Source organism: Desulfosediminicola flagellatus (genome assembly GCF_005116655.2).
Taxonomy (GTDB): Bacteria; Desulfobacterota; Desulfobulbia; order Desulfobulbales; family Desulfocapsaceae; genus Desulfopila; species Desulfopila flagellata.
Genome location: NZ_CP050698.1, coordinates 3,379,665 through 3,405,004, shown reverse-complemented (window position 1 = coordinate 3,405,004; position 25,340 = coordinate 3,379,665). Strand labels below are relative to the sequence as shown.

Here is a 25,340-nt window from a genome sequence, read left to right as displayed (position 1 = left end):
CAAAAACGAAAGGATGACTCAGATGGAAGTAAACATTGAAGGTGTTGGTGCTCTTACCAAAAAGCTCACTATTACGCTCCCGGAAAGTGAAGTTCAGCCAAGACTGAATGCTGAATACGATAAGCTCAAAAAAGACTCAAAGATGAAAGGTTTCAGGCGTGGTAAAGTGCCTAGATCTGTCGTTGTTAAGAACTATAAGCCGCAGGTTGAAGGCGAAATTGGTGAGAAACTGGTACAGGAAACTTATTTTGATGTTATCGAGAAAGAGAACATTGATGCAGTTACCCATCCTGAAATTACCAGCGTTAATTACAACGAAGATGGATCGTTTACTTATATCGCGAATGTAGATACCCGCCCTGAGTTTGAGCTGGGTGAGTATAAGGGTATCGAAGTAGAAAAGCCGGAAGTTGAAATTTCCGAAGAGGAAATCGACGCTGAAATCGCTACTCTTCAGAAAGAAATGGCAGTGCTTCGTTCAGTAGATGACCGCGAGATTCAGAACGGCGATGTTGTCATCGTTGATTTCCAGGGTTACCACAAAGGTAACGAGATGAAGCAGGTTAAAAACGAAGACTACAGTGTTGATGTCGGTTCTGGCCGCATGGGACCTGAGTTTGAGGAAAAACTTGTTGGCATGAAAAAAGGTGAAGAAGCTTCTCATGAAGTTGATTTCCCCGAGTCTCATCCAAACCCGATTCTTAAAGGTAAAAAAGTAGAGTTCAAAATCATCGTTAAAGATGTGAAAGAACGTGTACTGGCTGATCTTAATGACGAATTTGCCAAAGAGGTAAGTGAGTCTTTTGAGACAATTGATGCCCTTAAAGAGTCTATTCGTGAGCGCAAGATCAAAGAGCGCGAAGAGAGTGCTGAAGGTATCATTACAGATCGTTTGATGCAGAAGCTGCTTGAAGCACACGACTTTGAAGTGCCAAACAGACTTGTCGCTTTTGAAATTGAGCAGATGATCAAGCAGACCGAAGATCAGCTTAAGCAGAGCGGAATCACTCTTGAGGCTGCAGGTCTCTCTAAAGAGAAGCTTGCAGAGCAGAATGCTGATGTAGCTGCAAAGCGTGTACGTGGTGATTTCATCCTTAAAAAGATTGGTGAGGTTGAAGAGATCAAGGTCGAAGATGAGGATATGGAGCGTGGCTTCAAACGCATCGGCGATCAGTACAATATGACTGTTGCAAAGGTTAAAGAATTTTTCCAGAGCCGTGACGATCTTCTCCCGTTCATGAATGAGTTGCTTAACGAGAAAATTCTTCATTTCTTAAAAGAGCAGGCGGTAATGGTTGCTGAAAAACCTGTTCCTGCAGAAGATGCTGAGAAAAAAGAAGAAGAATCTGAAGAAAGTTAACAGCCTCCTGGCATTCTGCCGGGAATGGATATATATTTGATCTGGTCGCTGATTGAAGAGCGTCACGTCAGATCTTATACATAACTTTGACGACTGCAGCCGGCGCACGCCCGTTGCAGTCGTCCCATTTTAGGAGTGTGACGATGAATCTTGTCCCAATGGTAGTTGAGCAGAGTCCCCGCGGCGAACGTGCCTACGATATTTACTCCCGTCTTCTCAAAGAACGTATTGTTTTTCTTGGTTCAGGCGTCAACGATGATGTCGCTAACGTTATAATTGCCCAGTTTCTTTTTCTCGAAGCTGAGGATCCTGAGAAAGATGTGACATTTTACATCAACTCTCCTGGCGGTTCTGTTACCGCTGGCATGGCAATTTATGATACCATGCAATATGTCAAGTGTGACATTGCAACTCTCTGTCTCGGGCAGGCTGCTTCTATGGGAGCATTATTGCTTGCTGCAGGAACTGCAGGCAAACGTTATTCTCTGCCTAATTCAAGAATCATGATACATCAGCCAATGGGTGGTTTTCAGGGTCAGGCAACGGATATTGATATCCACGCCCGTGAAATTTTGAGGATGCGTGAAGATCTGAATAAAATCCTTTCTCACCATACCGGGCATGATATCGAAAAAATTTCCGTTGACACAGAACGCGATAACTTTATGAGTGCTGCCGAAGCCGCAGAGTACGGTTTAATTGATAAAGTGATCGTGAACAGAGACGTGATAGCTGAGGATAAATAACATGAGTGATATTGAGAACAATGAACCGGAATGTCATTGCTCCTTTTGTGGTAAGAATCAGGATGAAGTCGAAAAGCTCATAGCAGGGCCTGATGTATTTATCTGTGATGAATGCATTGAGTTGTGCAATGAAATTGTTTCTGAAGAGCTTGAGAATGCAGAAGACGATGGAGACTCTTTGGTGGCGTCATCTCTTAAGCCAATGGAAATACACGACTATCTTAATGATTACGTGATAGGGCAGGAGTATGCCAAAAAGGTTCTTTCTGTCGCTGTACACAATCATTATAAGAGAATCGATGCTCCGGTTGATGACGATTCAGTAGAGCTGCAGAAATCCAATATCATTCTTATTGGACCAACCGGCTCAGGAAAAACACTTGTTGCTCAGACCCTGGCTAGAATCCTGAACGTTCCGTTTTGTATGGCTGATGCGACTACGCTCACAGAGGCGGGATATGTCGGTGATGATGTCGAAAATATCCTTGTCAACCTTCTGCAAGCTGCCGATTATGATATTGAGAAAGCTGAGCGCGGTATTATTTATATTGATGAGATCGATAAAATCGCCAGAAAATCTGACAGTCCTTCACTGACTCGTGATGTTTCTGGTGAAGGTGTTCAACAGGCTCTGCTGAAAATTATTGAAGGCACAGTTGCTTCAATTCCTCCTAAAGGTGGCAGAAAGCACCCTCAGCAGGAACTTGTAAAAGTTGATACTACAAATATTCTGTTTATTTGTGGTGGTGCTTTTGTTGGCTTGGACAGCGTTGTTAACAGGCGTCAGGGGCAGAAATCGATCGGTTTTGGTGCTGAAGTTATGGGCGGGGCTAAGAAGGAACTTGGTGAATTGCTTGCATCTGTTCAGCCTGAAGATCTTCTGAAGTTTGGACTCATCCCTGAACTTGTTGGACGACTTCCTGTTATTGCGACAATGCAGGAACTTCAGGAAGATGATCTGGTTAAGATTCTTCGTGAGCCTAAAAATGCTCTGACCAAACAGTACGAGAAACTTTTTGAGTTTGATGGAATACAGCTCAGATTTACTGAAGGTGCCTTGCTTGCTATTGCTAAAAAGGCTCTCGAGCGTAAATCAGGTGCTCGTGGTCTTCGCTCTGTAATGGAAGCTGCCATGCTGGATGTGATGTACGATCTGCCTTCAAAAGAAAATGTACAGGAATGTGTAATTTCTGAGCAGGTAATTGTAAATGGCGAATATCCTGTTGTTCTGTATCAAAATGGTTCTGAAGATAAATTAAAGACTGCTTAACCCGGCTGTAGTTCAGGTCGGTTTATATACAAAGGAGAATTTGTGACTAAGCTCTATCCGCTCATGCCGTTGCGGGATATTGTAATTTTCCCGCACATGGTCGCACCGCTTGTTGTAGGTCGGAAGAAGTCGATCCTTGCCCTGGAAGATGCAATGGAGAAGCGTACCGAAATTCTTTTGGTCACGCAAAAAGATTCTACAGTAGATGATCCTGAAGAGGATGGAATCTACACCTATGGAACTCTTGCATCTGTAATGCAGTTGCTCCGTCTTCCTGACGGAACAATTAAAGCTCTTGTTGAAGGGCGTTCCAGAGCTAGAATCGTCTCATATGTTCCCAACGATAATTTCCTTCAGGCGGAAGTCGAAGAGCTGTCTGATGATATAGAAAAAACTGGTGATATTGTTGCGTATGAGCGTGAACTACGCAAATTTTTCGAAGAGTATGCTGCAGGCAATAAAAAGATTGCCAAAGAGGTAGTCAAGTCTGTTGCAGCCATCGAAGAACCAGTGAAATTGCTTGATATTATCTGCTCCCATTTGCCACTTAAAGCTAATGAGAAGCAAGAAATTCTTGAGTGTGATGAGATAGTTGTACGAATAGAAAAGGTCCTGGAAGTTATTCATCGCGAGATCGAACTTGCCGAGCTTGAAAAGAGCATCAACGCAAAGGTGAAAATGCGTATGGGGAAAACCCAGCGTAATTACTATCTGGGCGAGAAGGTCAGGGAGATCCAGACCGAGATGGGGCAGGGCGAAGATGGTCTTGATGAGATGGGTGAACTCGAAGAGACAATCAAGAAGAAAAAGATGCCGCAGCTTGCCAGGGAGAAAGCAGTAAAAGAGCTGAAAAAGCTTAAAAACATGCCTCCCATGTCTGCGGAAACGACGGTCGTTCGTAATTATATTGACTGCATCGTCAATCTGCCGTGGCAGAAGAAGTCCAAATCCCAGCTTGATATTGCTAAAGCTGAGAAAATTCTTGATGAAGATCATTACGGTCTTACCAAAACCAAAGAGCGTATCCTTGAATACCTGGCAGTACAGACCCAGGTGAAAAAGATAAAGGGACCGATTCTTTGTCTCGTCGGACCTCCAGGTGTTGGTAAAACCTCTATTTGCCGCTCAATTGCACGGGCAATGGGTCGTAAGTTTGCACGACTTTCTCTGGGTGGCGTACGTGACGAGGCTGAAATCCGAGGACACAGGCGTACATACATTGGCGCTATGCCTGGTAAAATTATCCAGTCTATGCAAAAGGTGGATGTGGCTAATCCGGTATTCTGTCTTGACGAAGTAGATAAAATGTCCATGGATTTCCGTGGTGATCCTTCCTCGGCCCTTCTTGAGGTATTGGACCCCGAGCAGAATACTGCCTTCAATGATCACTATCTCGATATAGATTACGATCTCTCTGAAGTGTTTTTTATTACTACAGCAAATAATCTTCATGGTATTCCCGTTCCGCTTCAGGACAGGATGGAGATTATCCAGATCCGTGGGTATACAGAGCAGGAAAAACTGAAAATCGCTGAAGGGTATCTGATACCAAAGCAGGTTGAGGCGAACGGTTTTGCTACAGACGATATCCAGATGACCGACGGGGCCACTTTGGAAATTATCAGGCGTTACACCCGCGAGGCTGGAGTAAGGAATCTTGAGAGGAATATCGCTTCGCTTTGCAGAAAAATTGCGCGCGATCGCTTAAAGAGGAATGATCCTGAGAAAAAATATCGTATTAGTGCTCAGTCTATTTTGAAATTCCTTGGAACTCCAAAGTACAGATTTGGATTAGCAGAAGAGCAGGATGAGGTTGGACTTACAACCGGACTGGCCTGGACTGAAGTTGGCGGTGAGTTGCTGCAGATTGAAGCTACACTCATGCCTGGTGCCGGTAAGTTAATAATTACCGGAAAACTCGGTGATGTGATGCAGGAATCGGCTCAGGCTGCACTCAGCTATGTGCGTTCAAGAGGTGATATGCTTGGCCTGGAATCGGATTTCTACCAGAAGCTTGATATACATATACATGTGCCGGAGGGAGCCATCCCTAAGGATGGGCCGTCAGCTGGTATCACCATAGCCACTACGCTTGTATCAGCCCTGTTAAAGGCTCCTGTAAGGCATGAGCTTGCCATGACGGGAGAGATCACTCTGCGGGGCAGGGTGCTGCCTATTGGCGGCTTGACAGAGAAGTTGCTTGCTGCCAAGCGTGGTAATATTACTCATGTCCTGATTCCGAAGGATAATGAGAGGGATTTAGATGATGTTCCAGCCAAGATTCGTAAGAGCCTTTCAATTACGCTTGTCGAGCATATGGACAATGTGCTTGAACATGCGATTGTTTTGAAAGAAGGTGAAACTGTTCTTAAACCAGTTGTCGTTCCTGAGGTTGCTGCTGAAGCAAAAGAGTTGGAACATAATTCAGCTCATTAATTATTTTGCTTGACGCCCTCGGGTGAAGTTGGTAAATAGTCTCTCACGCTGACGACGGGCGACTAGCTCAGTTGGGAGAGCATCGGCCTTACAAGCCGAGGGTCACAGGTTCAAGCCCTGTGTCGCCCACCACGTTAAGTGTCATGATTGGGGTTGTAGTTCAGTTGGTTAGAATGCCGGCCTGTCACGCCGGAGGTCGCGAGTTCGAGTCTCGTCAGCCCCGCCAGCAAATTTCAAGGGTTACAGTCATTATGGCTGTAACCCTTTTTTGTTTTTTATCTCCTTTCTTTTTTGCTATCATCTCCAGCCTACCTGTTGATATTCGTCCTGATTGCATCTTGCCAACAAATCTCATCTGAACTGTGTAGCGAGCTACAGGTTGTTCGTTTTAATTGTTTTATGTTCAGGTGTAGCAATATGAGTGGTTGTTATGCCAGGCTGCCTCAAGCCTTTATATGATTACCACCAAAGATCAGCTGAGTGAAATGAGGAGAGAGGGGTGAGGAGTAACAACTCAAAGCTCCTGACTTCTTCTCAACTAATGAAATTACGGGAATCTAAAAAAAAACACCACTTGGCAATCTACGACACCTCACGCCTCTCTCCTCACTTTTGCAAGCTGAAGATTAGTGCTAATCATAAACTTTTATGTAGTGTTTATTATATAGCCGCTGGTTACATCTTTGGCGTGTGAACATATAGGTGGCCATTTCGTGCTTTTACTCTTTCAACATTTTCTGTTTTTTCTTTCAAAAGCATTTAGCTAGCGATAGTGTAAAGCAGGCGTCGGATTTTGATGGTGCAATTGTTTTTCACTTTGAGGCAAGCAAATAACCTCAGTAAATATTCGATTGCCGGAATAACAGGGAGATGAAAAGGGCGGGACGAACAGATCTATTTAGTAGTATTTTTGCGTTCTATAATTATTTCTGACATAATAAAAAAACTGGAGATATTTGCTTGACGAGCTTGGGTGAAGTTGGTAAATAGTCTCTCACGCTGACGACGGGCGACTAGCTCAGTTGGGAGAGCATCGGCCTTACAAGCCGAGGGTCACAGGTTCAAGCCCTGTGTCGCCCACCACGTCAAGTGTCATGATTGGGGTTGTAGTTCAGTTGGTTAGAATGCCGGCCTGTCACGCCGGAGGTCGCGAGTTCGAGTCTCGTCAGCCCCGCCAGCAAATTTCAAGGGTTACAGTCTTTATGGCTGTAACCCTTTTTTTTGTCTCTTCAGTTGCATAGTGATCCCACAAGTCTGATTCTCTGAATGTTCCTGCATTTTTCTTCTTCTCACTACCTCTTGTACATATAAAATGTAGCAATGGCTTGGTAGCACAGTGTTTATTGACTGTGATGCTGGATTATTCCTTAAATCTGTCTATCCCTGAAATGGTAGTAATAATATAAAATCAGGTAAGGTTTACACGACTAATAGAGGTTTGTCGGAATAACAGGGAGATGAAAAGTCAGAATTCAATTACCTTTTAAGGAGTGTCTTGGTGGGCTGAAAATGTTGAATAGAATATTAAAAAAGTGAAGATATTTGCTTGACGAGTTCGGGTGAAGTTGGTAAATAGTCTCTCACGCTGACGACGGGCGACTAGCTCAGTTGGGAGAGCATCGGCCTTACAAGCCGAGGGTCACAGGTTCAAGCCCTGTGTCGCCCACCACGTCAAGTGTCATGATTGGGGTTGTAGTTCAGTTGGTTAGAATGCCGGCCTGTCACGCCGGAGGTCGCGAGTTCGAGTCTCGTCAGCCCCGCCAGCAAATTTCAAGGGTTACAGTCATTATGGCTGTAACCCTTTTTTGTTTTCATATTCTAAAGAGAGAGTACGAAGTCGTTCCAGCTATTCGGGGAACTGGCAATCTCTGCACCTACAGTTTTTCCCATATTGCTTTGTATCTGTTCCCAGCGCGGTCTCGCCACAATCCTGTATTCCTCTGATTTTCCACGTATGACAACCGAAAGAAATGATCGGGACGTAGACATGTTGGCCGGTACATCTTTCAAGCATAATCCCAATGTCGATATATTGGTAATCAGTCCACTGTAGGATGATATACCATCAGAAATATCTGCGCGGATACCTTCAACCTCAATTCGTTCTAATTGACGAATATCATTTTTGAATTGAACACCGTTGGTTTGCTGGTTTTGTAGAAAGGGAAAAAACACCGAGCCAAACTTGGTAGTTTTGTAATACCTTGCAAATAGCCAGGTAGTAATGATAAAGAGGGTGGTTAGGATGATCAGTGCGACAGGCATCATCCACATATTGGTCAAATACTCTGATATATTCGACATGGCAATCATCTCCATGCTGGTGTTACTGATCAATGAGGAAAACGTGTACTCAAGGTCATTATTTCTGCTGAAGTGTACTTGATTCGTACTTCCTGTGCGGAAGGTGAAGGTCGGTATATGAAAATTACACTCATCAGCAGCGCATACATAGAGTGTATCAAAAATATGCCTTCGAATTCTACCAATAAATGCACATACTCCAGTGAGTGCGAATGCTCTGGAGAATGTGCTTATGATTTCTATATCTTGTAGGACCTGAGAATTTGTATCACTTCAGATGGTTTGGCTGTGGATTGTGCAGGGCAGTGTGGTGCGTGGTCGTGTTATTATTCAGGCAGTAGATCTTCAAGTAATGCAGGTTCCCATGATGCAGATGAAAGGACCCAGTTCTCATCATGCAGTGTAAGAGTGCAATCGAATGTATAGATATCAGCACGCATATCAAGGAGAGCTCTCGTGCTTTCCACGGGTACGCCTGTCATCGCAGCATAGAGCTGGACTGTAGCGGTATCTGGGGTAGGAAACGATATGGATGTTATTGAGGTGTACAGATGAATGGAACGCTTTCGTAAGACCTGATAGGTGACATACTGAATCAGTTCCTTTTTACCTCGTCCTCTGCTGTCATTGTACGTGTCATCAATAAGGTTACCTACTTTTCTGATATTGCCCTCTTCTATTGCAATTTCTGCATTGCTGATAAATTCTCTGATTTTTTCTTCTGTAATGTTATTAGCTGAGCAGCCAGCCAGAATGAGAACAGTAAGAAACATAACGTACGCATAAGTGATCGGCAGCGTAAGATAACTTACGCTGCCGGGTAAAGATCGTTTCATGGTCAACTCATAAATTAAAAGGTATCCTTAACCTCAGCTACGCGGCCATTCTGAGAATGGCTAGTCTCTGGTTGTGTCATGGCAGAGGTGTGTCAGTGTAGGCGATATTTGCATCTTCTGAACTAAAACACTTCAGGTCACTGTCTGTTTTTAGTTGTTCTACAAGGTCAGGGTTGAGAAGTGCGGATTTGCCAAAGAGTACAATGTCAGCATGCTCAAGAGCTTCTTCTGCTGTCTGGCGGTTGTAAATTTTCCCGCAGAGTAAAATAGGCAGATTGGTTGAGGTGCGAGTGAGTTCACTCATTGTCATTTGTGTTTCGAATGCTTTTTGCTGAAAATCATAGGTAGATACGGAAAGCGCATCAATTGGCTCTGCTGATAACATTTGGATAACACTTTGCCATTCTGCTGCGTTTTTAAAGAGTGATACCTCCATGTCAGCTACGCCCCAGTTTGAGAGTCTGAATAACAGAAGCTTATCTTCAGGAATGACTTTCCTTACAGCCTGGAGAATTTCATGCGTAAAGCGATATCTGTTTTCTACAGTGCCACCATAATTATCAGTTCGGGTGTTTGAGTACTCAGAGAGGAACTGACTTATCAGGTATCCATGTGCTCCATGAATTTCAATCCCGTCAAATCCTGCTGCAACAGCACCCTTTACTGTTTCTACAAATCCATTGATTACGTGATCGATATCAAACTGTGTCATCTCTTCAGGGACAGGATAAGGAGTACCCGTAAGCGGATTATCTTGAGCTGGAGCAATGGGGCTTGGAGCAATGAGTCTGCGCGCAGGATTGACTTCAGGCCAGCCCATTCGACCACAATGGAAAAGTTGCATAACGGCAATAGCACCTGTTTGCTGGATTCCCTTGACTACTGGTTTCCATGCATCAATTTGTGCCTGGGTTGTAATTCTTGCTTGTCCGGGATACCCCTGAGCACTCTCAAAATCAGTTACTAGTGCTTCGGTGTATACTATGGCGGAACCATTCTCTGCTCTGCGCACCAGGAAATCCAGAACGTCCTGACGGGGGATGGATGTTTCACCACCTGACATTCTGGTCATGGGGGCGACACCGATTCTGTTTTTTAAAGTGAAGTTCTTGAGTTTAAAAGGGGTGAAAAGCTGATTGCCGGAGTTGCTCATGTTGATGCTCCTTTACTTCTAGTGTCCTGTCATGCCTCAGATGTCTAATTCTGCTCGCCCTGTTCATTTCCTGACTTGGTTATTCCTTCAGTCACATAGTGCTGCTATGCTCCATCAGGCATGCTTTGCAGGAAGAGAAAAAGCTTCACATTATTACGACATCTGACAAATGACATGACACTAGTTGAAGTTACAAGGTTAAAGACACTAGAAAAACAGAGAAGAACCTACCGGGCACTAAAAAGTAAATTACTTGAGAAATGATAAGGAATTTGTATGGTTCTGACAAGGTGAGCAGAAGATAACAGGTGAGAAAACTGGTTACGATATTAAAAAATGCGTAATGGGCGAAGAGAGCCTTAAGCGATTTCGATGCCTTGCGGAGGGTGGCAGTTTCTTTAAAGGCAAAATGATTTCGGCTAATTAATCGCTGAAGCACGTTGTAACTTCAGCGATCAGAGCACTATCTGTCTGTTGGAAAATTGTGTATTTAAAACAGGTTTCCAATTGCCTTGGCAATCTCTTTGGATTGTGAATTCTGTAAGGTGGTATGAAGGGATTTGAATACCTCCATTGCGATAGACAACTTTGGTCGGGGGGAAAGAAGCTGTATTTCGATAGTTTTAATATCAATAACAATCTCTTCTAGTTGAGCGTATTTTGTTTGAGAGCCAAATACTGCATTTTTGATACTCGAAAGAAGTTGCTCGATAATTTTCAGATCATTCTCATCAAGTACCGGGCCTTTTCCGAGTTTCTGTACGTTATGAGTAGGCGCAGCTGAAATTAACCCTTCTTTTTGAAGTGCTGTAAGCCCCTCTTGGGTAATTCCGATTCCTCCCGAAAGTGTCTTCAGCTCGACAAGTTGATCTATAATAAGATCTTCACTAATCGATGAGATAGCATTTTTTTCCATCCCAAGCTTTTCCCCAACATCATACATTGAAACCTGTCTTGCTGTGTCGCCTTCTGTCATTGAATAGAGTTCAATTAAAAAGCCTTTTGCGTCAGAGGAATCAATGTTCATTTTGGCTCCATTGTGAAGAATTTGGGAAAAAAGAAGTTATTTCTCTCGAAGGGGTTCAAAGAGATACTCAAGGCCGTTCACTTTAATCTCATAGACTGTCTGTAACATTTGGCCGAGTTTTCCTGGTGGAAACCCCTGTCCTGCAAACCATACGACATAAGGCTCTGGAAGGTCTATCAGTAATCTACCTGAGTATTTGCCAAACGGCATTCTGCTTGCGGCAAGTTCCAGAAGGTTGGAATGGTCAAATTCAGGTTCAGGGCTATTTAAATCAGTTTTACTCATGGTTAGATGATAAGTGGACGGTTACCAGTTGCAATAAACTGCGTCGTTGAAGATTGTGATTGATGTTGTCTTTACGTCAGATAGTTATCAGAATATCACTATAGAAAAAAAGGGCACGAAATTAATGGATTTCCATAAAATGTTAAAGGTGCCATTTTCGGTATATCGCGTATCGGTATAATATATTGCCTATAAGTGGCATTTTCGATGATGGAACCTATAATGTATTTGTCATGTCATTGAGCGTTGTACGCTGCCATATCCTTGATATGGGCTAAATTGGGAGCACCTTAAACATAGATGCCAGCTTCAGTAAAGTGAAGCAATGTATTTCTTTTTCAAGCAATGAATACGTTGAGTTGACTAAGAGACTGTCGGATCGGTGGATTTAATCAAAACTACGTGACTACAAACTGCCTGTAGGGGGCGGAACTGAATGACGGGCCCGACAAAGGTGGGGTTTGGGCCCGATCATTCAGGTTACCTGAATGATGCCTGATGTGGTAGGGGTAAATTTACTTCCTAAAGTATATCTGGAACCTGGATAATAAAATGTAGAATTTGTCGCAATTACATCACCTACCCAGGTTTTTCTATACAGAGCGAGGCACGGTTCAGAGCTGTTGATCTCAAGCAATTCACGTATCCACATTTCAGGGATAAGTGCTTCTACCACATGTTCCACTGAAGAGATTGGTACAAGGCTCAGCAGGTATTCGTTCGGGGTTATAGAGGTGAAATCCTGTTTGAGATAGTCGGGTGCTATATCAGGGTTGATAAACCTACTGCTCAGCTGGATAGGCAACCCGTTATCTTTATGGACAATTACCGAATGAAATACTGTGGTATACGGCTCAAGTCCCATTGATTCAGCGAGTTCTGGTCGTGCTTTTTCCTCTTGGAGTAGATGTACAGAACACGAATATTTCCCCCCGCGTTCTTCAATTTCTCTGGCAATTGAATGTATTTCAAGAAGCGCTGACTGGGGCTTGCTTTCAGCAACAAACGTTCCCTGGCCTTGACGCCGTATCAAGCGCCCCTCTGCAGTAAGTTCCCGAAGTGCCCTGTTTACCGTCATTCTCGAAACACCGGTAGATGCAACCAGTTCAGCCTCAGAGTCAATTTTCATGGCGGGTTGCCATACACCGTTAGTAATTTTACTCACGATGTGCTCTTTCACCTGCTGGTAGAGAGGTCTACCGGTGTCGCTCAGTTTAGTGCTTTCTGTTACTTTGGGACTACTCATAATATGCGAATTTTATCAATTACTGATGGACTCGTAAAAAGGTCTTTCGAAGTTATCGAGGTCTACGTTTATCGGATGGCAAACTAAAAAAGCTCGATATACGAGACGTAGTGTTATTCACAGGACCTCAATAATACATTTGGTATGTTGAGGCCCTGTGAATAAACTACAACGAAGGAGATCGGGCTTTTTACGACGCCATCAATTGCTAAAGCTTGGAAGCAGAGTATCCTGCATAAGAAAATTGAACTGACCATCTCGGATAAGGTGGTATATTTTCTCAATATCAGGGGAAAAATATCGATCCTGATCATAAAACGGGACCTCGTTACGCACAAGCATTTTCGCAGATTCAAGCAATTCAGATGTTTTTAGAGGAGCGCGGAAATCTACACCCTGGCATGCAGCAAGTAATTCTATGGCCAGGACGTTGGCTGTATTTTCAGCCATGTCAGTAAGTCGGCGTGCTGCAAAAGTAGCCATTGAGACATGATCTTCCTGATTTGCTGAGGTTGGCAGACTATCAACAGAAGCGGGGTGAGCAAGAGATTTATTCTCACTGGCAAGAGCTGCCGATGTTACCTGGGCAATCATAAAACCGGAGTTGAGACCACCTTTTTCAACAAGGAATGGCGGCAGTTTGCTCATATGGCTATCGATAAGCAGAGCCATCCTTCGCTCAGACAATGAACCTGTCTCGGCAATGGCAAGTGCCAGATTATCTGCAGCCATTGCTACAGGTTCTGCGTGAAAATTACCACCTGAGATGATGTCTTTATCGGCCGCAAAAACAAGCGGGTTATCTGAGACAGCATTTGACTCAACCAGAAGGATCTCCGCACTGTTTCGTATCTGGGTAAGGCATGCGCCCATCACCTGAGGCTGGCACCTAAGCGAGTAGGGGTCCTGAACTGATTCACAATCTTTATGAGATGTTTCTATTTCACTATGCTGCAGTAACTGTCGGTACATTGCCGCAACATCTATCTGGGTCTGATGGCCGCGCACTTCATGTATCATTGGTTCAAACGGACGGCGACTACCAAGGGCGGCCTCAACACAGAGACTACCGGACACCACCGCCGCTGCAAACAGGTCTTCTGCCGCAAAGAGACCTTCAAGTGCAAGAGCTGTTGAAGCCTGGGTGCCATTTAATAAGGCTAGTCCTTCTTTTGGTCCTAAGGTGATTGGTTGCATTCCAGCGATTTCCAAACCTTCACGACCTGTCAGTCGCTTGCCTTTATGCAACACTTCACCTTCGCCAAGAAGGACAGTGCTCATATGAGCGAGTGGTGCAAGGTCGCCTGACGCACCAACAGAACCTTTTATGGGTATGCAAGGATACACTTCAGCGTTTATGAGTCGCACAAGCGCATCAATTACCTCGTAACGTATACCTGAATATCCTCGCGCAAGGCTGTTTATCTTCAATACCATCATCAGGCGGACAGTTGATTCATTCATGAGCCGACCTACGCCTGCGGCATGGGATAATACGATAGAACGCTGTAAATGCTCGAGTTCTTCATGTGGTATGACGGTATTGGCGAGCAGGCCAAAACCTGTATTAATGCCGTATATTACCCGGCCATTGCTAATGAGCTCTTTTACTGTTGCGACAGAGGCATCTATGTTTTTTCGGCAGTCGGCTGAGAGGGTGATATGTGCATCCTCCCGGGAAACAGCTCTGAGTTGTGAAAGTGTAAGGTGACCTGGATCTATTTCAAATGTACACATAATGTATTTTACAGGAAGAATTGAACTCATATTCGAGCTGGTTTTCGCATTTATTATTCTATCTCCAGGTATTGTATATACAAGTTGGCGGAGTCGCAACCGTAAAATGTCATCTGATATACATTTATATTTGATTGAGATGGAGTGTCGCGGGTTAATGGAAAAACTACTTGTATATACAAGTTGACGTTGCTAACATAGGATATGCAACAATAAAAGACAGAGGAACAGATGGTAGAGATAAATCTGTCCTGATCTAAAATATAGAACAATAACAATATAATTCCAGGAGTTGGAGATGCTTACCAATACGGATGCTGCGGAAACAATGAAAATTAAGCTGGATGGAGATTTGCCTGAGAAACCTGCTTTTCATGAAAATATTCGGCGGGCGCCGGATCGTGGTTTCAGGCTGACACAAGCACAGACTGAGGTCGCACTGCAGAATGCACTCAGATACATACCTGAGCAGCATCACGAAAAACTCATCCCAGAATTCCTCGAAGAACTCAAGAACCATGGCCGGATATATGGCTACAGGTTTCGTCCGCATGGGCGATTACATGCGCGTCCGATTGAAGAATATGAAGGAAAATGTCTTGCAGGTAAAGCTTTTCAGTTGATGATTGATAACAATCTTGATTTTGAAGTGGCACTCTACCCTTATGAACTCGTGACCTACGGTGAAACCGGATCAGTATGTCAGAACTGGATGCAATACAGGTTGATTAAAAAATACCTGAAGGTACTGACAGAAGAGCAGACGCTTGTCATGCAGTCGGGACACCCGCTTGGCTTATTCAAGTCAAGTCCGGATCAGCCACGGGTAATTATAACCAACGGTCTTATGGTCGGCCTCTATGATAATCCTGATGACTGGGAAATCGCCGCGCAGATGGGAGTCTCTTCGTATGGCCAGATGACTGCTGGTGGCTGGATGTATATAGGTCCTCAGGGAATAGTGCATGGTACGTACAACACCTTGTTAAATGCCGGTCGCAAGATGTGTGGTGTTGCAGAGGATGGTGATTTGCAGGGATTACTCTTTGTATCGTCAGGATTGGGCGGAATGAGTGGCGCACAACCAAAGGCAGCCAAAATTTCAGGTGCTGTGTCGATTACTGCTGAGGTTGATCTTTCCCGCATAACAACAAGGTATGAGCAGGGGTGGGTGGATGTTGTCTCAGATGATATTGCTGAAGTGCTGAAGCTCGCCTCTGGTGCAAAAGAGAAAAAAGAAAATCTGTCAATCGCCTATCATGGAAATGTTGTTGATCTGCTCGAGTATATGGCAGAGCATGCATTCCCTGTTGATCTGCTCTCTGATCAGACCTCCTGCCATGTTGTCTATGATGGTGGGTACTGTCCTGCAGGCATAAGCTTTCAGGAACGAACAGATTTGCTGGCTACTGACCGCGAAAAATTTAAAGAGCTTGTCGATATCAGCCTCAGGCGCCATATCGCTGCAGTACAAAAAATGAGTGATCAGGGCACCTATTTCTTTGACTATGGGAATGCCTTTCTAAAAGCGGTTTACGATGCCGGGGTGACTGAGGTTGCAAGAAACGGTGTAGATGCTCGCGATGGTTTCATATTCCCATCATACTTTGAAGATATCATGGGTCCTATTTTTGATTATGGTTACGGTCCATTTCGCTGGGTCTGCTTAAGTGGCGATCCTGCTGATTTGCATAAGACTGATAAGGCAGCCATGTCATGTATTGATCCAAATCGACGATCTGAAGACAGAGATAATTATATATGGATTCAGGATGCTGAAAAAAACAAACTTGTAGTAGGTAGCCAGGCACGCATTCTTTATTCGGATGCCGGCGGCCGTGCAGCAATTGCTCTGAAGTTCAACGAAATGGTACGAACTGGTGAAACCGGACCAATTATTCTCGGGCGCGATCACCATGATCCGGGTGGAACTGATTCTCCATTTAGGGAAACTGCAAATATCCGTGATGGTAGTAATGTCTGTGCTGATATGGCTACTCAATGCTTCGCCGGAAATGCAGCACGAGGAATGTCGATGGTGGCACTGCATAATGGTGGTGGAACCGGAATAGGTAAGGCTATTAATGGTGGTTTCGGCATGGTTCTGGATGGGAGCGAGCGCGTGGATGAGATCCTGCGGTCCGCAATGAGTTGGGATGTTATGGGTGGAGTGGCTCGTCGTAACTGGGGGCGTAATCCGAACGCCATTGAGGTTGCTGTCGCCTACAATAAAGAGAATGCAAACGGCGACCAGATTACTATTCCATATCGGGCAGATGAGTCAAAGGTGAGCGATGCCGTAGCCGAACTGTTCAGCAAAGGCGCTGAATAGCCGAGGGCTTAAGGAGATAAAATGTCCACACTATATCGAAATGCAAACATATACACTCCCGTTGATTCAGGTCGTCCTCATGGGGGGACTGTTCAGGGAGATTTGCAACATTATCCTCAAGGGTCATTTCTTGTCAAAGATGGAAAAATAGCGGCAATTGGCAGTGATACAGATCTGCTAAAATCTCACTCCGGTGATGCCGATGTTGAGATTGTTGATATTAAGGGGCAATGTGTCATCCCCGGATTTGTTGATCCGCATACCCACCTTTGCTTTGCCGCAAGGCGCGAGGAGGAGTTTGAGTTAAGATTAACGGGTACACCCTATCTTGAGATTCTCAAACAGGGTGGCGGGATACTCTCTTCAGTACGCGCTGTTGAAGCAGCAAGCGAAGAAGAGCTTTTTGAGGCGACCCGCCTTCGGGCGGAAACTGCCCTGAAGTTTGGCACAACTACGCTTGAGATCAAAAGTGGTTACGGACTCGACACAGAAAACGAGTTGAAGATGCTGCGTGTTATTGATCGGCTGTCCAGGAACGGAAAGCAGGATGTCGTTGCAACGTTTATGGGTGCTCACGCCATTCCGCCAGAATACAAGAACAACCCTGATGCATTTATAGCATTACTGATAGATAAAATGTTACCTGCAGTTAAAGAGCAGGGCATTGCAGAACACTGCGATATCTTTTGTGAAGAAGGTGTCTTTTCAATAGAGCAGGGACGAAAGTTACTTACTGCAGCTTCAGCACTCGGCATGAAAGTTAAGATTCACGCCGATGAAGTTAATGATTTGGGCGGTGCAGGTTTGGCGGCGGAGCTTAACGCATGCTCAGCTGATCACCTTCTTGCAGCAAGTGATGAAAATATCAGGGCCATGGTGTCTGCCGGAGTGGTGGCTAATCTTCTCCCCGCAACTGCCTACAGTCTTCGAAAACCGTATGCGCGTGCACGGTTTATGATTGATAATGATCTGCCTGTTGCCCTGGCAACCGATTGCAATCCGGGTTCGAGTTACACCGAATCAATGCCCTTTGTAATAGGCCTTGCCGTTCTCAATATGCATATGTCCCCAGCAGAGGCACTTTGCGGTGCAACATTGAATGCTGCCTATGCACTAGGACTTGCTGATCGTGTAGGTAGTCTTGATATCGGTAAACAGGCTGATTTCCTTGTACTGGATGGAAAATCTCCGGCGATTCTTGCGTATCATGCAGGGGTATCTCCGGTTGTAAAGGTATACAAAAAGGGTGAATTGGTTGCAGGGTCGGATAGCTGAACCAGTTCTAATAGATAGTGTTCAAGGAACAACAATGAATAAAATAATTGAATGTGTGCCCAACTTTTCAGAGGGCCGCGATGAAAAGACTATTGAGGCTATAGCTGAAGCTATCAGATCTACTCCCGGCTGTACGCTGATTGATATGGATCCGGGCCGATCTACCAACCGCACGGTCTATACCTTTGTCGGAGATCCTGAAAGCATAGTCGAGGGAGCACTTGCTGCGGCAAAGGTGGCAAAAGAGCGTATTGATATGCGCACCCACAAAGGTGAGCATCCACGCTTTGGCGCAATGGATGTCTGTCCTTTCGTTCCGGTAGCCAATGTTACCATGGAAGAATGTGTGCAGGTCTCAAAAATATTTGCAGCCAGAGCAGCCGATGAGCTGGGCATTCCGTTCTACCTCTATGAAGAGGCGGCTGAACAGGAATATCGACGTAAATTGCCACATCTTCGGGAAGGCGAGTATGAGGCACTCGAAGAACGGTTAGCCGATGATAGATGGAAGCCGGATTTCGGACCACAAGAATTTGTTCCAAGCTGGGGTATCACAGCGACAGGTGCCAGGAAATTTCTCATTGCCTACAATGTGAATATTCTCGGCAGTTCAAATCAGGCTCATCGTATTGCGCTGAATCTTCGTGAGGCAGGGCGCGGTGATGATGAACCAGGAAAGCTGAAAGAAGTGAAAGGGATGGGCTGGTTTGTAAATGAATATAACATGGCCCAACTCACGGTAAACCTCAATGATTACAAAGTTACCCCGATTCATATCTTATACGAAGAGGCAAAAAAAGAGGCAGCTGCCTTAAAGCTTGCAGTAACTGGTTCTGAAATCGTGGGTGTTGTGCCTCTTGAAGCAATGCTGATGGCTGCAGATTACTATATAGAAAAAGAAAATCTCTTTATCTATCAGGAAGATCAGAAGATCCGCCTGGCAGTGGAACGATTGGGGTTGAACTCAGTTGCGCAGTTTAAGCCGCAAGAGAAGATCATTGAATATATCGTTGCCGAAAAAGCTGATGAGCCGCTTGCCAGCATGACTGTTAGATCTTTTATAGAAGAGATTGCCGATCGTACATCCGCTCCCGGTGGTGGTTCTGCATCTGCAACCATTGCTGCGATTGGTACGGGCCTGGGTTCAATGGTGGCTAAACTCACGTGGGGCGTAAGAAAATTTGAGGATGTACAACCTCAGATGATAGAGGCAATTCCTGTGCTTCATGATTTGACAGCTAAGCTTATACCGATGATAGATGCGGATACCTCAGCCTTCAATGAGTATATGGATGGTCTCAGGATGCCTAAAAATACAGAAAAAGAGCGAACAGCCAGAACTGCCAAGATGCAGGCCGGTTTAAAAACGGCAATCAATGTACCGCTTACCACCATGCGTTATGGCGATGCAGCATGGGATGCTTTGTGTACTGTCGCTCGTTACGGAAATCCAGCCTCCAGATCAGATACCCAGGTCGGAGCAAGATCACTTGAAACAGGCATTTGGGGAGCTTACCAGAATGTGGTAATCAATATGGAAGGCATCCGTGACGAAGCATATAAAAAAGAGATCATGAATGAAGCTGACACTATAGTGAATAGAGCTAAGAGGAAGTGCTCAGAAGTGCTTGAAATATTGGCTGCGTAGTTTGAATAAGACTCCCAGTCTTAAAGCCCCCGGTATTATTGAAATACCGGGGGCTTTCTATTTCAAACATTGTTGAAAGCAGGTGAGGCCTGTATAGTCGGGTGATTGAAATATTTGAAGCTCAACAATTACCTTATTATGGAATTAAATGTCTCTCTTTGTTCTCTCCCAGATTTTAGTTGGTATCGCTATATGTACTGATATCGCATCGTTTCAGTTTAAAGAACGGGTGCATATTGTCAGTTGTCTGCTAATATCCTGCATAATGATTGCTATTCATTTCTGGTGTTTAGGACACTGGACAGCAGCGTGTCTGGCTCTTCTTGCTGCTATCAGATTTATTGCCTGCCTGTTCTCTACATCGAGAAAGCTTCTATGGGTATTTCTGATGATTGCAATTGTTGTATCCGCATTTACGTATGAAGGTCTTCTGACCATTCTCGGATTTACAGGCACTATTTTTGGGACTTTTGCAGCGTTTAGCAAAGATGATAAAATTCTGCGTCAATTTATGTTTGTCGGTACCAGCATATGGATCGTACATAATGTGATCGCAGGTTCCCCCGGGGCTGTATTGCTTGAGATAATCTTTTTGAGCTCGAATGTTATTGGATACTTCAGATATTACATTAAGCCTCGTAAGCAGGTACTTAATTCTTAGCGGGAATCAGATTGGTGGGTAGTCTGTACTACGAGGTTACGGTCGGAAGCAAAGAGGGCCTGATCTTAGAAATCAGTAATAAAAAAAGAAACGCTACGATTTGAAATCAGAAGATACAATGTTGTAGCGACGCATAATACGCTGTAACCCCTGTCGTTCCAAACCGCAGGCTACTGCAGCATTCGTCACATTTCCCTGATGTTCCTGCAACAGATTACGCAAATAACCGACAGAAAAACGTCTGAGTATTTCGGATTTGGCGTCGTTGTATTGGGTGGTGTACAGATCATCGAAACGGTCTGTGTTCTCGTCACAGTCCGGTTGGCTATCCGTTCTGCTACTTTCTGCAATAGTTTCGTCTCCCAGAAGAACAAGCCGCTTTATAGTATTGCGTAATTCACGGATATTTCCAGGCCAGTTATACGTGTAGAGGTATTGAAGGGTTTTCTGCGAAACCTCTACATCCTGTCGATTATATCGGCTCTTGAAGTGTGAAAGGTAATGGTGAATCAGCAACGGGATATCTTCTGACATTTCCCTCAGGCTTGGCATAGTTATAGTAACTACATTCAGACGATAAAACAGGTCTTCCCTGAATTCCCCAGCCTCGATTTTCGCTTCGAGATCCTGATTGGTTGAAGCAACGACCCGTGCATCAATCTTGATGGTTTTATTCTGGCCAAGCGGCTGTATCTCTTTTTCCTGCAGGACACGTAAAAGCTTGGTCTGCACCGAAACAGGAATATCTGCTATTTCATCCAGAAGAATGGTTGATTTGTCCGCCTCAAGAAACAACCCCTTTTTTGCCTGCATTGCACCTGTGAATGCACCTTTTGAGTAGCCGAAAAGCTCACTTTCGAGGATATGCTCCGGTAAGGCTGGGCAATTCACAGTTACCATCAATGCGTGTTTTCGGTTACTGAGATTATGCAGGGCACGGGCTGCGACTTCTTTTCCTGTACCACTTTCGCCACGGATGAGCACTGTGGCATCTGTGTCAGCAACCCTGCCAATGAGATCAAGAACCCGTTTAAGGGCAGGGCTTTTTCCGATAAAACCTTCTGGCTGGTCGATGGTGTTGAGTTGTTCCTGCAAGCGCTGGTTTGTCTGGAGAAGAGTAGTGCGCTCAAGGCAATTTTTCACAACGCGAACAATATGATCCTGATCAAAAGGCTTTTCAAGGAAGTCATAGGCACCATCTTTCAATGCTTGGACTGCCATGTGTATGGTGCCGTACCCCGTCATAATGACAACAGAAATCGTCGTATCATGTTCGCGGATTTTTTTAAGCAGCTGCAATCCGTCTAGATCGGGCATCTTGATATCGGTTACGATAACATCCGGCTGGTATTCTATAAGCTTCTCCAGAGCAATACGACCAGATGCTGCAGTGATAACATCACACGCGCATTTTTTTTCGAGAACAAGCTGCAACATGCTGAGCATGTCCGGTTCATCATCGACGATCATGACCAGTTTTCGAGATTGAATAGTGGTGTTGCCAGTATTGGTCATTGAGTGCCTGGTTTTTTTTGCGCTGCAAGAAATTGGAAGTAATTCTGTATAAATCTGCCTGAAACTACATCGGTTATTCGCACCAATGGTAGCGGTGTACTAACACGTATACCAAAAATTGAACTAAAAACCTCTTGAGACAACTGTTCCAGTTCGTCCTGACAAGCAGCCTCTGTCTCGTTTTCATCAAGAGCATGCAGTCTACAGCTTACAGGCCGAAATTGATGCAGCAAGCAGGCAACATCCTGATAGAGCGGGCAGATTGGGCTTTGTGGTGCTGGCGTTTCGCCGTTTATAGTCTGTTTGTCTATTTCTGAAAATGATTTTTGTACAGAATTGGACTGCGTAATGAGTGTATTCCGCTGCTCGGTGCTGAGCGATACATTGATCTTGGAGTGCAGGTAGAGGGCTTCGATCAGGTACAGATTGGTTGTACTGTCACAGCTAGCACACCTCTTTGGTGATGTGCATTCGGGGCAGTCTGGAAATTTAGAATTCAATGAATCAATCAGGAGTTCGTAGCGTGTAAAAAAAGGTTCCAGGTCATCGCTTTTTCTATTTTCAGGGGTTGGTTCCTGGAGGGTCAACTGTCCTTCCTGTTTGCCGAATTTTCTCAGTAACCACCACTGTGAAAAATTGGTAGGAGTGGCACGTGTGCTTTTAAGCATCTTTCCAGCCTGTTTCAGACTGAATCCCCGACGAAGCAGATATGCAGTAACAAATGTGCCGGTTCTACCAATGCCATGCCGGCAGTGTACCAGGACCTTCTTCCCTAAATAAATAGCTGAATCAAGCCATTCAAGCCCTTCCTCCATCTCGGTCATGGCAGGCGCATTTTCATCAGGGATTGGTAGGAAGAATACCTCGAACCCCGAAGATTCTTCAATTTCATGTAAATCTGAGTATTCGCCGCAGAGGTTGACGATGGCATCTATCCCCTGGGATTTGATGCTGTCAAGCTCGTCGTAGGACATGGGGGCATGACCTACCGCAAGATTCCTGGTGATCCAAGTAAGAGGGTAATCAGACATTAGAAAATACTAACCGTTTGAGTAATCATATGTTTCCTGAAAGAAGGCCTTTACCAAACTGTCAATTTCCGTTTCATCTTTCAGCACCATGTCGAGCAACCTTGTGGCACCAAGCAATCGACCGACCTGATCCAACCGATTCGCGGTATTATCTTTATCATACCGCATATACCTGGCGTCGAGCAACTCGGCTGTTTGTTCGCAGTCGAAGTTCAGCTTTACCAGAACCCTGGTAATAAACGAGAGCCTGAGATCTTTGCCCCGACCTGTGCCACCGCCTCCCGCAAAACGTAACAGAATATAATTCTCTTCGGGTGAATCGGTGCATAAACAATCAAGCAGGGCGAAATGATAGCCGAATCGCATGTTGATGTTAAGATATTCGGGGCTCAGCAAACAGTAACTGGCAAAGGATGAATCGTTTTTCGTTGCGATTCCTCCGGCGAGGGCGATACTGTCGTAGCTTTTCCAGTCGAAATGGCTGCGGTCTTGCCAGTTGACGTTTTGATGAGTTAAACCCTGCCATAATGCATGAAAGGGCAGAGAATTGATGTCTGTAATGCGCACTTCCCGGGGAATTGCTTTCTCTTTGGCAGGCGTGTCGCCGACATCAATGATAAACACCTCAAGGGGGATGTCACTGACCAGCCGGGAACTGCTCGGCTTTCTGAAATAGGAGTCGGGATTCCGCTGAAACATCGCCTGAACAGATTGTTCGTGAGCGAAGCGAATGATGTCGTGCATCGACCGGCATCCCTGTTCCTGAAAGTTATCGGCACTAGCGTCAGTGAGCTCAAGTGGTGAGGAAAATTCGACAACCATCTTGAGCGCACGGGCAACCGGGCTCGTCTCATTGAGTTGTCTGGTGGTTTTAAGCCGGTTTGTAGATTCAGTTTTGCCGAGATAGACTGAACACGTGTCTGACCAAAGAGTCAGAGGGTCTCCATTGTTAACCTCGATCTTGTGGCTACCGGTTTTTACCAGGACTGGCACCCTAAATTCTCGTGCGACTGAAGAAAAATGGTCGGCTACGCTCCCAAGGGCTGCTATGACTCCTCCAATTTTAGGCAGAACAGAGACCAGTGAGGGAGGTGTGACGTCGCAAAAGAGTATTGCCCCGGTTGGAATACGTGGTAAATCTTCAGCGGACCGAAGGTGAAATGCCGGGCCGGTTGCTATGCCGGGTGACGCATTTTCTCCACCTTGAAAGAGACAAGGAAGGTCTATATCTATTTGCAGTGAAGGTTCGGTTGTGTCACACGCGGTGTTACGGCGTCTGGTTTGTAGCAGGTAGATTGAACCTGAAGCATCCTGACACCATTCAATTTCCTGGGAGGTACCATAGTAGCGTGCTACCTGTTCGGCCCAGTGACTGAGTTGCAGGGCATCTCTGTCTAAGAGAATGAGCTCATTGCCATCACTACGGTCAATAACGCTTGAGTTTTGGCCACTATTCAGGATGTTGATAGTAGTCGATACCATCTGACCACCCATAAATCTGTCACCCAGGCCAGGTACGAGATGAATACAGCTGGAGCTGTTACCCTCAGTATCGTCATTACCCGTTGTGATTACGCCGCTTACGCGAGCATCAACCATATTGAGTACGAGTGTTGCCATGGGTGTTGCTTCATCATCAAGACCGTTCATGATCCGGTAAAGCAGCGCCTCAGGTGAATATTTACTGGCAACAACTTTGCGCCAGGCCGATTGCACCTCATTGGCAGTGACCTGAAGAAGGGATCGATACTGACCTGCAAAAGAAAGTGAAGAATCTTCTCCGATGGCGCTTGAACGTACTGCAAAACGTGTTGCACCTGTTGCTGAAATTAGGCCCTCAATGGCCGTACCGAATACATCAGCTATTTCTGGCGAAATGGGGGCCTGCTTAATAGCGTCAGTCACCTGTTGTGAGACTTCCTGAAGTGAGGCGAGCGAGTTTATGTTTATGCGAGCGAGTTCACTGTTGATGAACGGGCGCAGGGTGTTTTGTTCTACGAAGCTGTTCCAGGCAGAAGTCGAAACAATAAAACCGGCAGGAACAGGAAAGCTGAGCTCATTGAAGAGTTGGGAAAGGTGCAGCCCTTTGCCGCCAGTGAAACGATCATCCTGATATGAGGCATTGATGGGCAGAATCCAGGGCTTGCCGCTTTCTGTTTTGGGTGGTGAAAGTGCAAATCGCGCGTAAAAGTCGAACTTCTTATGATAATCTGTGAGGTTCCTGAATTGACCGGGAGCCAGCGTCTGCAGACAGGAAATCATGGCTGCAACACAGGCTGAAAAATCGCCGAAGAGCATACGCAGACGGTTTATGTCTACGGCTCTTCCGTTGTAATGAATATCCTCAAGCTCAGCCAGCAATTCATGACACTTGCGATCGCTGGCGAGTAGCTCTTTAAACGTTCTATAACGTTTCCTGATCAGTTGATCTGGTGAAAGCAACTGTTCTGAAAACTGTTTGAGGATATTGAGCATAGT

18 protein-coding genes and 6 tRNA genes are annotated in these 25,340 nt (G+C 45.1%); 14 read left to right on the top strand and 10 right to left on the bottom strand.

The features are described 5' to 3' along the window. Positions 1-22 precede the first annotated feature (22 nt). The 10 genes from tig (at position 23) to FCL46_RS14145 (ending at position 7,575) form a co-directional block, all read left to right on the top strand. The gene (gene tig / locus FCL46_RS14190; RefSeq protein WP_136807606.1) at positions 23-1,360 is read left to right on the top strand and encodes a trigger factor; all 1,338 of its coding nucleotides are present in this window, start codon (positions 23-25) and stop codon (positions 1,358-1,360) included. A 143-nt stretch (positions 1,361-1,503) separates the two neighbouring features. After that, positions 1,504-2,106 carry an ATP-dependent Clp endopeptidase proteolytic subunit ClpP gene (gene clpP / locus FCL46_RS14185; RefSeq protein ID WP_136807608.1) on the top strand — a complete coding sequence of 201 codons (603 nt, stop codon included), beginning with the start codon at positions 1,504-1,506 and terminating at the stop codon, positions 2,104-2,106. A 1-nt stretch (position 2,107) separates the two neighbouring features. Then, positions 2,108-3,376 carry an ATP-dependent Clp protease ATP-binding subunit ClpX gene (gene clpX / locus FCL46_RS14180; RefSeq protein WP_136807610.1) on the top strand — a complete coding sequence of 423 codons (1,269 nt, stop codon included), beginning with the start codon at positions 2,108-2,110 and terminating at the stop codon, positions 3,374-3,376. 63 nt (positions 3,377-3,439) lie between these two features. Beyond that, the gene (lon, locus tag FCL46_RS14175; protein ID WP_136807906.1) at positions 3,440-5,812 is read left to right on the top strand and encodes an endopeptidase La; all 2,373 of its coding nucleotides are present in this window, start codon (positions 3,440-3,442) and stop codon (positions 5,810-5,812) included. Between the two features lie 56 nt (positions 5,813-5,868). Beyond that, a tRNA-Val gene (locus FCL46_RS14170) sits at positions 5,869-5,944 on the top strand. Positions 5,945-5,961: 17 nt separating this feature from the next. After that, a tRNA-Asp gene (locus FCL46_RS14165) sits at positions 5,962-6,038 on the top strand. Between the two features lie 781 nt (positions 6,039-6,819). Further along, positions 6,820-6,895: transfer RNA gene (locus tag FCL46_RS14160), tRNA-Val, on the top strand. Positions 6,896-6,912: 17 nt separating this feature from the next. Further along, positions 6,913-6,989 (top strand) — tRNA-Asp (locus FCL46_RS14155). 416 nt (positions 6,990-7,405) lie between these two features. Further along, a tRNA-Val gene (locus FCL46_RS14150) sits at positions 7,406-7,481 on the top strand. Between the two features lie 17 nt (positions 7,482-7,498). Continuing rightward, positions 7,499-7,575, top strand: a tRNA-Asp gene (locus FCL46_RS14145). A 55-nt stretch (positions 7,576-7,630) separates the two neighbouring features. Here the strand turns inward: FCL46_RS14145 and FCL46_RS14140 are convergent. The 7 genes from FCL46_RS14140 to hutH form a co-directional block, all read right to left on the bottom strand. Next, a complete protein-coding gene (locus FCL46_RS14140; protein ID WP_136807612.1) occupies positions 7,631-8,116 on the bottom strand; it encodes a hypothetical protein in 486 nt (161 codons plus the stop codon). A 326-nt stretch (positions 8,117-8,442) separates the two neighbouring features. Further along, positions 8,443-8,952, bottom strand: coding sequence for a hypothetical protein (locus FCL46_RS14135; RefSeq protein WP_136807614.1), 510 nt, complete (start codon positions 8,950-8,952; stop codon positions 8,443-8,445). Between the two features lie 76 nt (positions 8,953-9,028). Beyond that, positions 9,029-10,105, bottom strand: a complete 1,077-nt coding sequence (locus FCL46_RS14130; RefSeq protein ID WP_136807616.1) for an oxidoreductase — start codon at positions 10,103-10,105, stop codon at positions 9,029-9,031. 490 nt (positions 10,106-10,595) lie between these two features. After that, positions 10,596-11,132: a hypothetical protein gene (locus tag FCL46_RS14125; RefSeq protein WP_136807618.1), complete on the bottom strand. Its 537-nt coding sequence runs from the start codon at positions 11,130-11,132 to the stop codon at positions 10,596-10,598. Between the two features lie 36 nt (positions 11,133-11,168). Then, entirely contained in the window at positions 11,169-11,417 is a 249-nt protein-coding gene (locus tag FCL46_RS14120; RefSeq protein ID WP_136807620.1) for a DUF3820 family protein, read from the bottom strand. 475 nt (positions 11,418-11,892) lie between these two features. Further along, entirely contained in the window at positions 11,893-12,666 is a 774-nt protein-coding gene (gene hutC / locus FCL46_RS14115; RefSeq protein WP_420811275.1) for a histidine utilization repressor, read from the bottom strand. 198 nt (positions 12,667-12,864) lie between these two features. Next, positions 12,865-14,400, bottom strand: a complete 1,536-nt coding sequence (gene hutH, locus FCL46_RS14110; RefSeq protein WP_136807907.1) for a histidine ammonia-lyase — start codon at positions 14,398-14,400, stop codon at positions 12,865-12,867. A 298-nt stretch (positions 14,401-14,698) separates the two neighbouring features. Between hutH and FCL46_RS14105 the strand changes: the two genes are divergently transcribed. The 4 genes from FCL46_RS14105 to FCL46_RS14090 all read left to right on the top strand — a co-directional run bounded on the left by FCL46_RS14105 (position 14,699) and on the right by FCL46_RS14090 (position 20,316). Then, positions 14,699-16,732 carry a urocanate hydratase gene (locus FCL46_RS14105; protein ID WP_136807624.1) on the top strand — a complete coding sequence of 678 codons (2,034 nt, stop codon included), beginning with the start codon at positions 14,699-14,701 and terminating at the stop codon, positions 16,730-16,732. A gap of 21 nt (positions 16,733-16,753) precedes the next feature. Further along, on the top strand, positions 16,754-18,007 hold the full coding sequence (hutI, locus tag FCL46_RS14100; protein ID WP_136807626.1) for an imidazolonepropionase: 1,254 nt from the start codon (positions 16,754-16,756) through the stop codon (positions 18,005-18,007). A gap of 34 nt (positions 18,008-18,041) precedes the next feature. Further along, complete coding sequence (ftcD, locus tag FCL46_RS14095; protein WP_136807628.1) at positions 18,042-19,655, top strand: glutamate formimidoyltransferase; 1,614 nt, start codon at positions 18,042-18,044, stop codon at positions 19,653-19,655. 148 nt (positions 19,656-19,803) lie between these two features. Beyond that, a complete protein-coding gene (locus FCL46_RS14090) occupies positions 19,804-20,316 on the top strand; it encodes a YgjV family protein (RefSeq protein ID WP_136807630.1) in 513 nt (170 codons plus the stop codon). Positions 20,317-20,409: 93 nt separating this feature from the next. On the opposite strand, the gene FCL46_RS14085 is transcribed toward FCL46_RS14090, so the two are convergent. The 3 genes from FCL46_RS14085 to FCL46_RS14075 are packed head-to-tail and all read right to left on the bottom strand — an operon-like array spanning position 20,410 to position 25,337. Beyond that, positions 20,410-21,831 (bottom strand): sigma-54-dependent transcriptional regulator, encoded by a 1,422-nt coding sequence (locus FCL46_RS14085; RefSeq protein WP_136807632.1) that lies wholly within the window; start codon positions 21,829-21,831, stop codon positions 20,410-20,412. Beyond that, positions 21,828-22,862, bottom strand: a complete 1,035-nt coding sequence (locus FCL46_RS14080; protein WP_136807634.1) for a protein-tyrosine phosphatase family protein — start codon at positions 22,860-22,862, stop codon at positions 21,828-21,830. The genes FCL46_RS14085 and FCL46_RS14080 overlap by 4 nt, the downstream gene beginning before the upstream one ends. A 9-nt stretch (positions 22,863-22,871) precedes the next feature. Continuing rightward, on the bottom strand, positions 22,872-25,337 hold the full coding sequence (locus FCL46_RS14075; RefSeq protein ID WP_136807636.1) for a PEP/pyruvate-binding domain-containing protein: 2,466 nt from the start codon (positions 25,335-25,337) through the stop codon (positions 22,872-22,874). Between the last annotated feature and the right edge of the window lie 3 nt (positions 25,338-25,340).

Bases quoted from the DNA above. Each gene is read 5' to 3' on its own strand.
- tig (WP_136807606.1), top strand. From the start codon at position 23: ATGGAAGTAAACATTGAAGGTGTTGGTGCTCTTACCAAAAAGCTCACT.
- FCL46_RS14085 (WP_136807632.1), bottom strand. From the start codon at position 21,831: ATGACCAATACTGGCAACACCACTATTCAATCTCGAAAACTGGTCATG.
- FCL46_RS14140 (WP_136807612.1), bottom strand. From the start codon at position 8,116: ATGTCGAATATATCAGAGTATTTGACCAATATGTGGATGATGCCTGTC.
- hutH (WP_136807907.1), bottom strand. From the start codon at position 14,400: ATGTGTACATTTGAAATAGATCCAGGTCACCTTACACTTTCACAACTC.
- FCL46_RS14080 (WP_136807634.1), bottom strand. From the start codon at position 22,862: ATGTCTGATTACCCTCTTACTTGGATCACCAGGAATCTTGCGGTAGGT.
- lon (WP_136807906.1), top strand. From the start codon at position 3,440: ATGCCGTTGCGGGATATTGTAATTTTCCCGCACATGGTCGCACCGCTT.
- FCL46_RS14135 (WP_136807614.1), bottom strand. From the start codon at position 8,952: ATGAAACGATCTTTACCCGGCAGCGTAAGTTATCTTACGCTGCCGATC.
- clpP (WP_136807608.1), top strand. From the start codon at position 1,504: ATGAATCTTGTCCCAATGGTAGTTGAGCAGAGTCCCCGCGGCGAACGT.
- FCL46_RS14105 (WP_136807624.1), top strand. From the start codon at position 14,699: ATGCTTACCAATACGGATGCTGCGGAAACAATGAAAATTAAGCTGGAT.
- clpX (WP_136807610.1), top strand. From the start codon at position 2,108: ATGAGTGATATTGAGAACAATGAACCGGAATGTCATTGCTCCTTTTGT.
- ftcD (WP_136807628.1), top strand. From the start codon at position 18,042: ATGAATAAAATAATTGAATGTGTGCCCAACTTTTCAGAGGGCCGCGAT.
- FCL46_RS14075 (WP_136807636.1), bottom strand. From the start codon at position 25,337: ATGCTCAATATCCTCAAACAGTTTTCAGAACAGTTGCTTTCACCAGAT.
- FCL46_RS14120 (WP_136807620.1), bottom strand. From the start codon at position 11,417: ATGAGTAAAACTGATTTAAATAGCCCTGAACCTGAATTTGACCATTCC.
- FCL46_RS14125 (WP_136807618.1), bottom strand. From the start codon at position 11,132: ATGAACATTGATTCCTCTGACGCAAAAGGCTTTTTAATTGAACTCTAT.
- FCL46_RS14090 (WP_136807630.1), top strand. From the start codon at position 19,804: ATGTCTCTCTTTGTTCTCTCCCAGATTTTAGTTGGTATCGCTATATGT.
- FCL46_RS14130 (WP_136807616.1), bottom strand. From the start codon at position 10,105: ATGAGCAACTCCGGCAATCAGCTTTTCACCCCTTTTAAACTCAAGAAC.
- hutI (WP_136807626.1), top strand. From the start codon at position 16,754: ATGTCCACACTATATCGAAATGCAAACATATACACTCCCGTTGATTCA.